Source organism: Streptacidiphilus cavernicola, assembly GCF_042510955.1.
Taxonomy (GTDB): domain Bacteria; phylum Actinomycetota; class Actinomycetes; order Streptomycetales; family Streptomycetaceae; genus Streptacidiphilus; species Streptacidiphilus cavernicola.
In genome coordinates this window covers 1-11,862 of record NZ_JBHFAB010000044.1, presented here as the reverse complement: position 1 = coordinate 11,862, position 11,862 = coordinate 1, and the positions used below count along the sequence as shown (strand labels likewise).

The window sequence follows — 11,862 nt, the reverse complement described above, 5'->3', positions numbered from 1 at the left end:
CTGCACCGACACCGGCGCATCCCCACCCACGGCGACACTGCCCACCATGATCTGACGACTCTTCCGCCGCACAGCAAGCGGCTTGAGCGGAGCGGACGGCATTCCGAGCGAGATCGCGGTCATCTCTTGCAAAGTCCCCAAGGTGAGGTGGCGGACCTGCCGGGGCTCCCGGCGGTCCGGGCAGCCGGTGACGTCCCGGCTCTCCCGGCACAACCGTACGCCACGGGGCCGGGCAGGATCACCTCCTGCCCGGCCCCGCAACCTGGCGTTCGTCCGGAATTCGCGCCGGCTCCGGCCCGGGTCAGCCGATCTTCACCGGGTTCACCACGTCGGCGATCATGACCAGCACGGTGAAGCAGAGGAACACGCCCGCCACCACGTAGGCCACCGGCATCAGCTTGGCGACGTCGAAGTGGCCCGGGTCCGGACGGCGGAAGACCCGCGCGGTGTGCCGGCGCAGCGCCTCCCACAGCGCCCCGGCGATGTGGCCGCCGTCCAGCGGCAGCAGCGGGAGCATGTTGAGCAGGAACAGCGAGAGGTTGAGCCCGGCCAGCAGCTGGATCTCGAACTCGAACTTGTCCGCCAGCGGCGCCTTCATCGCGAACGCCTCGCCGCCGACCCGGGCCACCCCGACCACGCCGACCGGCTGGTCCGTGGTGCGCGGTGCGCCCTCGAAGGCGGAATCCCAGAGCGCCGGGATCTTGGACGGCAGCGCGCCGATGGAGTCGATGCCGGACCTGGCCATGTCGGCCATCCGGTTCATGCTCTGGCCGAAGCCGAGCTGGACCACCGGCGACTGCGGGGAGATCCCGAGGAAGCCCGCCTTCACCGTGCCGTTGGTCGGGTTGCCGCTGCTGTCCTCGGCCAGGACGGTGTTGGTGACCAGGGTCGCGGTGAGGGTGAGCTGCTGTCCGCCGCGCTCGACCACGATCGGCACGGTCTTCTCCGCCGAGCTGCGGATCAGGCCCTGCAGCTGGTCGTAGCTGCCGACCTTGGTCCCGTCGAAGGAGACGATGGTGTCGCCGGCCCGCAGCTCGGCCGCCGCGGCCGGGGAGGGCTTGGCGTCGGCCGGGCAGGTGTCGGTCTTGGCGGTGCTCGGCACCACGCACTGGGAGACGGTCTGCACGGTGAGGTTGGCAGTGGCCACGCCGACGCCCATGAACAGGGCCAGGAACAGGCCGAACGCCAGGACCAGGTTCATGAAGGGACCGGCGAACATCACGATCACCCGCTGCCAGGGCTTGCGGGTGTAGAACAGCCGGGTGTCGTCGCCGGGCAGCAGCTCCTCGTAGGACTGCGCGCGGGCGTCCTCGATCATGCTGCGCCAGGGCGAGGTGCTGCGGGCGGTGACCTTTCCGTCCGCGCCCGGGGGGAACATCCCGATCATGCGGATGTAGCCGCCCATCGGGATGGCCTTGAGACCGTACTCGGTGTCGCCCTTCTTGCGGGACCAGACGGTCGGGCCGAAGCCGACCATGTACTGCGGGACCCGGATCTTGAAGACCTTCGCCCAGGTGAGGTGGCCCAGCTCGTGCCAGGCGATCGAGAACAGCAGCCCGAGCGCGAAGATGGCAATGCCGAGGACCGTCATGAGTGCCGTCATCGGCCACCTTCCTTGATTCCGGCCGCCGAGATCAGGTCCTGCGCGGTGGCGCGGGCCCAGGTCTCCGCAGCCAGGACGTCCGCGAGTGTGAGCGCGGTTCCCTCGCTGGGCCGCCCGTGCTCGGCGACCACCTTGGCCACCGTATCCACGATCCCTGTGAACGGCAGCCGACCGTTCATGAAGGCGTCCACGCACTCCTCGTTGGCGGCGTTGAACACCGCGGGTGCGGTACCGCCCAGCTCGCCGACCTGCCTGGCCAGCCCGACCGAGGGGAAGGCCTCGGTGTCCAGCGGGAAGAACTCCCAGGTCGCGGCCTTGGTCCAGTCGCATCCCGGCGCGGCGTCGGGCACCCGGTCCGGCCAGCCGAGGCCGAGCGAGATCGGCATCCGCATGTCCGGCGGGCTGGCCTGGGCCATGGTCGAGCCGTCGGTGAACTCCACCATCGAGTGAACCACCGACTGCGGATGCACCACGACCTCGATCCGGTCGAACGGGATGTCGTAGAGCAGGTGGGCCTCGATCACCTCCAGGCCCTTGTTGACCAGGGTGGCCGAGTTGATGGTGATCACCGGGCCCATGTCCCAGTTGGGGTGGGCCAGCGCCTGCTCCCGGGTGACCCCGGCCAGTTCGTCCCGGGTCCGGCCGCGGAACGGGCCGCCGCTGGCGGTGACGACCAGCTTGCGGACCTCCTTGCGGGTGCCGCCCATCAGCCCCTGGAACAGCGCGGTGTGCTCGGAGTCCACCGGGACGATCTGCCCCGGCCGGGCGATGGCCTTGACCAGCGGGCCGCCGACGATCAGCGACTCCTTGTTCGCCAGCACCAGCACCCGGCCGGCCTCCAGTGCGGCCAGGGTCGGGGCCAGCCCGATCGAGCCGGTGATGCCGTTGAGCACCGAGTGGCACTCCCGGCCGGCCAGTTCCGTCGCCGCGTCAGGTCCGGCCAGGATCTCCGGCAGCTCCTGCCCCGGGCCGGCCTTCGCCGCCAGCGCGGCCCGCAGTTCCGGCTCCGCCTCGGGCCGCGCCAGCGCCACCGTCCGCACGCCGAGCCGCAGCGCCTGCTCGGCCAGCAGCTCGACCCGGCCGCCGGCCGCGGACAGGCCCACCACCCGGAACCGGTCGGGGTTGCGCAGCACCACGTCGATGGCCTGGGTCCCGATCGACCCGGTGGATCCGAGGACCACCAGCTCGCGGGGCCCGGTGGGGTCCGCGACGACGGGGACGAAGCGCTGGTGCGGGTCAGCGAGAGATTCCATGCGGACCATTGTGGCGTGCTCCAGGTGCGGTGATGACGGAAGTGTCGGTGCCCGCCCGCCCCGAGGCGGGCGGGCGGCGGTGCCGAAGGGGGTCAGCTGCCCTTGGGGTGGTCCTTGAACCAGGTCAGGAAGGACGGCGAGGGCGAGCCGATGCCGGTGACGTCGTCATAGCCCTTGGTGGTCCGCAGCGAGGTGTCGGTGTCCCCGACCGCGAGCACCGGATCCCCGTTCTGGTCCGGGGCGACCTGGTACGGGTCGTGACCGAGGGCCTGCGGCTTCGGCAGTATGTCGCGGAACTGCGCGGAGCCGTAGAGCTTGTAGAGGACCGGGTTGGCGTAGCCGAGCGGGTCGCCGCCGGCCGCCTGCGCCGCCAGTGCCTCCATCCCCGCGAACAGCGGGCTGGCCAGGCTGGTCCCGCCGACCGGGACGAAGCCGAAGCTGGTCCCGGACACCGTGAAGGTGACGCCGTCGCCGCTGGGGTGCGAGCTGACCGTGCCCTGGCTCATCCCGATCATGAAGCCGGTGCGCGGGTCGGCGAGCATGGCGACGTCCGGCAGCTCGCGGCCGGCCTGGCCCGGGTTGGCCACCTTGGCGAGCGCGTCGGGGACCACGCCCTTCTGGTAGTCGGGCTGCGGGAAGATCCCGCTGTTGCCGCCGCCGGCCGCGCCGTCGAAGACGGCCCGGCTGGTGTCCCAGCTGTTGCCGCTGAGCTTGAACTGCTTGCCGCCCCAGCCGGTCTCCCAGGCGTACTGGCCGTGCGCGCCGATGCCCAGCGAGGTTCCGCCGACCGCGGTGACCCAGGGGTTGTCGGCGGGCGACTGGACCACCGGGCGGGAGGACGGGTTGGCGCCCACCGTGGAGTCGCCGTCGTCGCCGGTGGAGAAGTCGAAGCTGATGCCCTCGGCCGCGCCCTGCTCGAAGATCTGGGTCTCGGCAGCGAAGTTGTTCTGGTCCCCGGCGTTCTCGGGCGAGCCCCAGGAGCAGGTGACGATGTCGGCCGAGTGCTGCTCGACGATGGTGTGCAGCGGGTTGTCGAGGTCCGCGTTGTCGGTCGAGCGGGCGGCGTAGTAGACGATCTTGGCGTCCGGGGCGATGGTGTGCACCGCCTCGATGTCCAGGGTCTCCTCGCCGTACCAGTTCTCCGCGTCGGTCGCGGTGCTGCCGGCGTCGTAGGAGGACGGCTCCACCACGGTCAGTTGGACCGGGGGGAGGCCGGCCGCCTTGTCGTAGGCGGCCAGGTCCGACTGGATCGTCGGCGAGGAGTAGGCGTCGACCACGGCGATGGTCAGCCCCTTGCCGGTGAGGCCGCTGGCGGTGACCCCGTAGGCGCTGCGCAGCTGCGACGGCGTGTAGCCGCAGAGGTACATCGGCGGGGTTTCGCCGGTCCCGGGGGCCGCCGGGTAGCCGGTGGCCGGGAACTCGCCGTAGTAGCTGCTGCAGTCCTGGCCGCTGCTGGTGTCGGGCTTGACAGCGGTGTCCGGCCCGACCGCGCTGCCGGGCTTGAGCGTAGTGGCCGTCTTCGCCGCGTTCGCCTTCTTCTTGCCGACGCTGGGCGGCGGCGGCTGGTCGACCGGGCTGGTGGTGGTCAGACCGGTGACGCTGGCGACGTAGTCGCCGACGTCGGACGGGTACCTGGGCTGGGAGGTCGGCGACAGGTCGGTCTTGCCGCCGTGCTTGAACCGGTCGATCTTGATGCCGAGGGTCTGCTCCACCTTGGCGATGGTCGTGGAGACCTGGATCGACTCGGAGTCCTGGGAGAGGATCTTCATCCCCTCCTGCTGCACCCACTGCGACACCGCCTGGCTGGCGTTGGCGTGGCTGGCGAACTTGGAGTGGAACTCGGCCGGCGTCAGGAAGTGGTGGTAGTCCGGGCTGCCGGGGGTGCCGACCGAGGCCGCGTAGGCGGCGGCGCCCTCCTTGCTGGCCTTGGCGAAGTACACCGTTCCGGTGACCACGGTGGCGGGGTCGGCCGGGCCGATGTCATTGGCCTTGGTCGCCCACACCGGCGGGGCCCAGGCGGTGCCGCCGTCGTTGCTGGTGCCACCGCCGCCGGCGACCGGGGGCGTGCTGCCGCCGCTGCCGTGCATCGCGTAGGCGGTACCCGCGACGATCACCGCCAGCACCACGCCGAGCGCCACGAACAGGCCCTTGCGGGAGCGGCGCGGACGACGCCCGCCGCCGCCGGGGCTCCCCGGACCGACGCCCGGCCCAGACGGACCGCCGGGGCCGCCCGGCCCCTGCGGCGGCCCGCCGTAGGGAGGCCGCCCGGCACCGCCGTACGGGGGCGGCGGCTGCTGCTGGCCGCCGTAGGGATTACCGGGCTGGGGGTACTGCGGCTGCTGCGGGTACGGCGGTTGCTGCGGCGGCGGGTACTGCGGCTGCCCGTACGGGTTGGGGTTCTGCGGTGGCGGGGGCTGCTGCGGCCTGCCGTACGGGTTCGGCTGCTGCGGGTACGGCGGCTGCTGGGGCTGCTGCGGCCGTCCGTACGGGTTGGGATTCTGCGGCGGGGGCTGCTGCGGCCTGCCGTACGGACCGGGCGGGGGCGGCGGCTGTTGGCCGTACGGGTTGCCCGGGGGCGGCGGTTGCTGCGGCCTGCCGTAGGGGTTGGGGTTCTGCGGCTGCTGGGGGTGCGGGGGCTGCTGCGGGTTCTCCCCGTACGGCGGGTAGCTCACCTGATGACCTGTTCTCGTCGGCGGATGCACCGGGAGCGGCCGTGACGCCGGACATGCCGAAAACGCGTCGACGCGGCGCGCGGGCCCCCGGTGATCACGCTCTCCGTCGCACGCCTGTCCGGCATCGTACAGACGAAAACGACACCCGGCTCCGGCAGGGCGTGCCGGAGCCGGGTGGTGACGGTGGGTCAGTCCGCTCCGGCGCCCATCGTCCCGCCGAGCGGGCACCGGAGTCGAATCGGGCTCCTGACCTGCTGGAACGTCAGGAGCCCGGCGGCCGGAGCGGCTTCAGAGCGCCAGCCCGGTCAACACCATGACCCGCTCGTAGGTGTAGTCCGCCATCGCGAAGGCGACACCCTCGCGGCCGGTGCCGGAGTCCTTCACCCCGCCGTACGGCATCTGGTCGGCGCGGTAGGAGGGCGCGTCGCCGATGATCACGCCACCCACCTCCAGCTCGCGGTGGGCCCGGAACGCGGACTGCACGTCATGGGTGAACACACCCGCCTGCAGGCCGAACTTGGAGTCGTTGACGAGCGCGAACGCGGCGGTGGTGTCCTCGGCCCGAGCCAGCGTCAGCACCGGGCCGAACACCTCCTCGGTGGCCAGGGTGACTCCGGCCGGGACGTCCGCGAGCACCGTCGGCGCGTAGGAGGCGCCGTCCCGCTTGCCGCCCGCGTGCAGCACCGCGCCCGCCGCCACGGCCTCGTCCACCCAGGACTCGACCCGCTTGGCGGCGTCCTCGTTGACCAGCGGGCCGACGTCCACGGCGTCGTCCGAGGGGTCGCCGGTGACCTGCTCGCCGACCTTGGCGACGACCTTGGCCACCAGCCGGTCGTAGACCGAGGCGTCGGCGATGACCCGCTGCACCGAGATGCAGGACTGGCCGCCCTGGTAGTTGGCGAAGGTCGCGATCCGGCTCGCGGCCCAGTCGAGGTCCGCCTCGCTGGACCAGTCGGCCAGCACCACGGCCGCGGCGTTGCCGCCCAGTTCCAGGGTGACGTGCTTGCGCGGCACCGAGTCCATGATCTGGTAGCCGACCCGGTCCGAGCCGGTGAACGAGATCACCGGCAGCCGCGGGTCCTGGACCAGGGCGGGCATACGGTCGTTGGCGACCGGCAGCACGCTCCAGGAACCGGCCGGGAGGTCGGTCTCGGCCAGGATCTCGCCCAGCGCCAGCGCCGAGAGCGGGGTGGCCGGGGCGGGCTTGAGGATGATCGGCGCGCCGACCGCGATGGCCGGGGCGACCTTGTGCGCCACCAGGTTCAGCGGGAAGTTGAACGGCGCGATGCCGAGCACGGCGCCGCGGGTGAAGCGGCGGGTGACCGCCAGCCGACCGGTGCCGCCCGCGTCGGTGTCGAGCCGCTGGCCCTCGCCGCTGTTGAAGCGCCGGGCCTCCTCGGCGGCCCAGCGGAACACCGAGGCGGCACGGCCGATCTCGCCGCGGGCCCACTTGATCGGCTTGCCGTTCTCGGCGGTGATCAGCCGGGCCAGCTCCTCGGAGCGCTCGGCGAGCCGCTTGGCGACATGGTCCAGCGCGGCGGCGCGGACGTAGGCCGGGGTGGCGGCGAACTCGTCCTGGACCGCGACCGCCGCGGCGACGGCCGCCTCGACCTGGGCCTCGGTCGGGACGCTGACGGTGCCGACCAGGCTGCCGTCCCACGGGTGGTGGACCTCGAAGGTCTCCGTGCCGCTCTCCTGCCGACCCGCCAGCCAGAATGCGTGGGTGCTGGTCACCGAGGTCACCGGCCTTTCTGCGCGAAGTGGTGAATGACTCCACGGTAGGACGCGGCTGCGTCCCGGGAGCTTGTCCGTTGCGTAACAGTCGGGGCGATCGGACAGGACAGAGCGGAGTGCCGACGGCGAACCCCGTGCGGGCGCTGCCCGGCGTTGCGCTCGCCATGGGCTGCTCGGCCCCGCGCCACGCGGTCCCGCGTTACTCGCCCCGGGTGCGCAGCGCCAGCCACAGCTCCATCCGCACATCGGTGTCGTCCAGCGAGCGGCCCAGCAGTTCCTCTACCCGGCGCATCCGGTAGCGCAGGGTGTGCCGGTGCACGCCCAGGTCGACCGCGGCGGCGTCCCACTGCCCGTGGTGCGACAGCCAGGCGTGCAGGCTGGCCTCCAGGTCGCCGCGGGAGGTGCGGTCGTGCTCGCGCAGCGGCCGCAGCAGTGCGTCGGCGAAGGCCAGCACCGCCTCGTCGGCCAGCAGCGGGAGCAGCGACCCGGTGCCCACCTCGTCGTGGTCCACGCTGCGCCGACCGCTGCGCAGCGCCACCGCGAGGGCCCGCTCGGCCTGGGCGAAGGCCGCCCCGGCCGCCTCCGGGGTGGTCGGCGCGGAGATGCCCAGCGAAAGGCCGTCCAGGTCCTGCACCGCCGCGAGGCAGTCGGTGTGCACGCTGCCGCCGTCCAGCGCCAGCAGCACCATCCGCTCGCCCTCCGGGGCGAGCAGCAGCGGCTCACCCGTACGGGTGGCGGACTGCTCGGCCAGGTCGCCGAGCGCGGAGAGCGGCTCGCCCTCGGCCAGCAGCACCCGGACCTGGCCCTCCGGCAGCCCGCCCAGCAGCGGCCCGGCCACCTCGCGGGCGGTGGCGATCTCCCCGGCCAGCACCAGCCGCAGCAGCGCGGTCCGCATCCGCTCCTCGGCCCGGCGCAGGTCGCGGGAACGCTCCAGGGTCAGCGTCAGCAGCGCGACCGCGGCGTTGACCACATAGCGCTCGGTCGGGGTCAGCCGGTCCTCGGTGCCGACGGCCAGGAAGCCCCGGGCCCGGCGGTCCGCGCCCAGCGACTGCAGCACCACGTAGTCCTGGTCCTTCTGCGCGTTCTGCAGCGCGGCGCTGGACGGGGCCGGGCGGCTGCGCAGCCGGTCCACCTCGGGGCGCAGCCGGTTGGCCCGGCGGGCGGCCCAGTCCGGCGCGGCCACCACCACCGCGCCCGAGCTGTCGTAGAGCGCGGCCCAGCCGCCGAGCCGTCCGGCCAGCCGGCGGACCAGCGCGCCGGTGCCGTCCTTGCCCAGAGCGGCCCGGGTCAGCTCCTCCTGCGCCTCGAAGCTGGTGGTCACCGCGAGGTACTGCTCGGCCGCGAGCGCGGCGGTGACCGCCTTGCTGAGCGCGATGAACGGCGTTGGCTGCGGCACCTGGATCAGCGGCAGCTCGCGCTCCGCCGCCGCCTCCACCAGCGCCGCCGGGACCTCGCCATAGCTGAGGCCGACCCCGAACCCGAGCCCGGCGACCCCGGCGTCGGCGAGCCGGTGCACGTAGCTGCGCTGCTTCTCCCGGCTCCGGCCGAGCTTCAGGCCGGTGGTGAGCAGCAGTTCGCCGCCCTCCAGGTAGGGGATCGGGTCGTCCAGCTCACTGGTGTGCACCCAGCGCACCGGCCGGTCGAGCTGCTCCGCCCCGGCCAGCACGGTCAGATGCAGCGCGGGTATCCCGACCAGCGAGGACAGCGTCACCGCGGTGGGCGCGGCGCTGCCCGGAGCAGCGTTGCTGTTGCCCGGAGCAGCGTTGCTCGGGGCGGGGCCGTGGGCGGCGTTCGGGGTGGTGCTGTGGACGGTCATGTCACCTTCGCGGACGGTCCCCGGACGCGGCGCTGCGCCCGGGTGCGGCATGTTTGTGCGTGCGTGCTGTGCGGCATGTTGCGGTACCAGCCGTCATGGACAACGACCGCTTCCGATTCTGCCCCACCGTCGCACTGGTCGGCGCGCGAACCGTCCCTCCGGCCTGCGCTCCGGTTCCCGGCCGCTGCCGGCCCCGGTAGCCCGCTCCCGCTACGACCGCAGGTCGAGCAGCAGCGGCGGCACCGGCGTGCCGTCGACCGCCGTCAGCGACAGCACCGCGTGGCCGCCGGGAAGCACCTGCGCCAGGTCCGAGGCCGACCAGCGGCGGCGCTCGACCCGGCGGGTGGTGACGCTCTCGGTGTGCGCCCGCTCCCCGGCGAGCACCGTGCGCGCGGCACGCCAGCTCCGCTTGAACAGGCCGCCGGAGGTGTCCGGGGCCCGGGTGACGTCGCGCTCGTCCACCCACACCGTCCCCCACGCCTCGGCGAACAGCTTGCCGTCCCAGGGAGCGATCCCGGGGAAGGCCATCCGACCGCCGACCGCGCCGAACAGCGGCGTCCTGAGCGTCTCCGGCAGGTCGGTCAGCGTGCGCAGCAGCAGCGTCGCCCCGGCGTGGGCCCCGCGCAGCCGCTGCAGCCCCCGGACGGAGTGGACGTCGACCACGGCGGAGGCGTCGTCCACGACCAGGCCGGCGAACAGCGACCGGTCCTGGCGGGTACCGGCCGCGTACAGGAACTGGCCCACGGCGAGGCGGGCGATGATCCGGGCCGCCTCGGGGTGGCTGTGCTCGGGCAGCGCGATCCGCACCCGGAGCGGATGGTCCAGCGCGTGCATCGCGAACAACGGCAGCTGCGGCTGCGGCTGCCCGGCAGAGGTCTCCCCGGCAGGCTGGTTGAACGCACCGGCGAAGGCCGGACGGTCGAGCAGGCTGAGCCGGTCCGCCAGCAGCGCACCGGGGTCGTCGACCTGACCGTGCATCCGTTCCCGCTGGGCCAGCTCGTACTGATGGTCCATCAGCACCCCGGCGGCGTGCGCGGCCGAGCGCAGCTCGTCCCAGGCCCCCGCCTCGCCGCGCAGCAGCCGGCACAGCTCGCGCAGCCCCGGTGGACGGCCGTACGCCGCCGCGTACGGGACCACCACCTGCTGCAGCGCCTGCCGAGCGCCCTCCGCACGCGGCACCAGTTCCTCCGGCAGCAGTGCGTCGGCCAGCCGGGCGACGGCCTCCTCAAGCCTGCGGGCCCCCCCGTACAGGTCGAGCCCGTAGCGGGAGGCCGGGTCGCCCGGGGCGACCACGACGTCGTACCAGCCCAGCGGCCCCAGATCGGCGTCGGCCGCGCCGACCACGACCACCACGGCCGTCCCGGAGAGCGCCTGCAGGCAGAGCGACTCGGCGAGTGGACGGGCCAGGCTCCGGGTCTTCCCGGTGCCGGCCGGACCGACGGCGAGCAGCGAGGTGCCGAGCAGGGCGGGGTCCAGCGCGAGGTCGACGCCGCGGTAGGCGGCGGGATTCTTCGGCACGTCCTCGGCGGAGCCGAGCCGCACCTGACGCAGCAGCAGGTCATGCCGCGCGCCGTGCCGTCCCGGCAGGTCACGCGTCCCCGACGGGTGCCCGCAGGCGGCAGCGCCGTGCTCACGCACCGCGTCCAGCAGCGCGGCCAACCGCTCCGGGTAGTCGCGCACGCACTCCAGCGCCCGGTTCAACCGCTGGTGGTCGACGTCCCCCACCCGTCCCGCCGCGGTCTCCTGATCCAGCAGCGCCAGCCCCCCGGCCCCCGCCAACCCCCGGAACGCCCACCACGGATCCACCACCGGCTGCGCCTCGGCCTTCACCGGCACCGCCGTCTGCCGCTCAGCCAGCCCCACAGCCTTCCGCACCACGGGCCGCCCGTACCGCCGCCACACCAGAGTCCAACGCCCCATCCGCCCGAACATCTTGATCAACAGTGCGATGTAGGCGATCTCCACCAGGAGCGGGACGATCCAGCTGACACTGCCGCCCTTCAGGGCAGTGGGCACGATCCAACCCAGGAATCCCCAGACCACGGGCAGCAGGTAGATATAGGCGGTCCAGGCCACCAGCGCGTTCAGTCCGGCTCGCAGCAGCAGCTTCCAGGCGGACAGTTGGGCGTCCGCGTCCTCCTGCTCCCGCGGCGTCCTGGCCGCAGGCCCCAGCGCGAACACCCCCGGCTTCCCCACCTGCCGTTCCGCCGACAGCCACCCCACCAGATCGAACCCGTGCCCCCCGGGCTGCTGCCCGGGAATCCGAGCCTGTTGCCCAGCACCCCCGGGGCCGCCGGCCCCGCCCGTCCCCGGCAGATAGGTCGGATACGGCGGCACCGCCGGGTACTCCGCCCCCGACACCTGCGGCGCAACCCCCGGCCCTCCGGACGTCCGCCCCTCCCGCGCGCCACCCACCGACATCGCAGTCCGCTCCCTCGCGCGAGCCCACCAAAGCTCCCAATCTAGTGGACCATCGCCCTCCCGAGCAGAGGCTCGCGGAACGCACCACCCCCCGCACCCGGCCCGAACCGCTCCCGTCCCTCCCCTTCCTCTCCCCTCGCACCACCCGCACCCCGCCCCCACCCGCGATGTCCGGCCAGGACAACTCCCACCCCGACACCACTCCCCCGCGGCGTATGCGCCCCCTACCGTCCCGCCGTAGCCTGCGAAGGTACGAAGAGGTACGAAGCGCACCGCCCACCCGCCCCCACCCTTCTCCGGGAGACCACTCATGAGCGCTGTCACGTCCGGCGCCGGGCAGCTGCCCGGCGGACCCTCCCTCCC

At 73.3% G+C, this 11,862-nt stretch carries 6 protein-coding genes and 1 pseudogene; all 7 read right to left on the bottom strand.

Annotated features, from left to right (window positions below; all coding sequences use genetic code 11):
- Window positions 1-123 (bottom strand): annotated as a pseudogene (locus ACEZDE_RS33545) (flavodoxin-dependent (E)-4-hydroxy-3-methylbut-2-enyl-diphosphate synthase); the annotation flags it as partial.
- Between the two features lie 178 nt (window positions 124-301).
- The gene (locus ACEZDE_RS33540) at window positions 302-1,603 is read right to left on the bottom strand and encodes a M50 family metallopeptidase (RefSeq protein WP_380544929.1); all 1,302 of its coding nucleotides are present in this window, start codon (window positions 1,601-1,603) and stop codon (window positions 302-304) included.
- Window positions 1,600-2,856, bottom strand: a complete 1,257-nt coding sequence (dxr, locus tag ACEZDE_RS33535; protein WP_380544926.1) for a 1-deoxy-D-xylulose-5-phosphate reductoisomerase — start codon at window positions 2,854-2,856, stop codon at window positions 1,600-1,602. Before dxr ends, ACEZDE_RS33540 begins: the two co-directional genes overlap by 4 nt.
- Window positions 2,857-2,948: 92 nt before the next feature.
- Window positions 2,949-5,528 (bottom strand): S53 family peptidase, encoded by a 2,580-nt coding sequence (locus tag ACEZDE_RS33530; RefSeq protein WP_380544923.1) that lies wholly within the window; start codon window positions 5,526-5,528, stop codon window positions 2,949-2,951.
- Window positions 5,529-5,816: 288 nt separating this feature from the next.
- The gene (locus ACEZDE_RS33525; protein WP_380544920.1) at window positions 5,817-7,262 is read right to left on the bottom strand and encodes an aldehyde dehydrogenase family protein; all 1,446 of its coding nucleotides are present in this window, start codon (window positions 7,260-7,262) and stop codon (window positions 5,817-5,819) included.
- A 199-nt stretch (window positions 7,263-7,461) separates the two neighbouring features.
- Window positions 7,462-9,078 (bottom strand): PucR family transcriptional regulator, encoded by a 1,617-nt coding sequence (locus ACEZDE_RS33520; RefSeq protein WP_380544917.1) that lies wholly within the window; start codon window positions 9,076-9,078, stop codon window positions 7,462-7,464.
- A 210-nt stretch (window positions 9,079-9,288) separates the two neighbouring features.
- Complete coding sequence (locus ACEZDE_RS33515) at window positions 9,289-11,274, bottom strand: ATP-binding protein (RefSeq protein WP_380544914.1); 1,986 nt, start codon at window positions 11,272-11,274, stop codon at window positions 9,289-9,291.
- Between the last annotated feature and the right edge of the window lie 588 nt (window positions 11,275-11,862).

Bases quoted from the DNA above. Each gene is read 5' to 3' on its own strand.
- ACEZDE_RS33540 (WP_380544929.1), bottom strand. From the start codon at position 1,603: ATGACGGCACTCATGACGGTCCTCGGCATTGCCATCTTCGCGCTCGGG.
- dxr (WP_380544926.1), bottom strand. From the start codon at position 2,856: ATGGAATCTCTCGCTGACCCGCACCAGCGCTTCGTCCCCGTCGTCGCG.
- ACEZDE_RS33520 (WP_380544917.1), bottom strand. From the start codon at position 9,078: ATGACCGTCCACAGCACCACCCCGAACGCCGCCCACGGCCCCGCCCCG.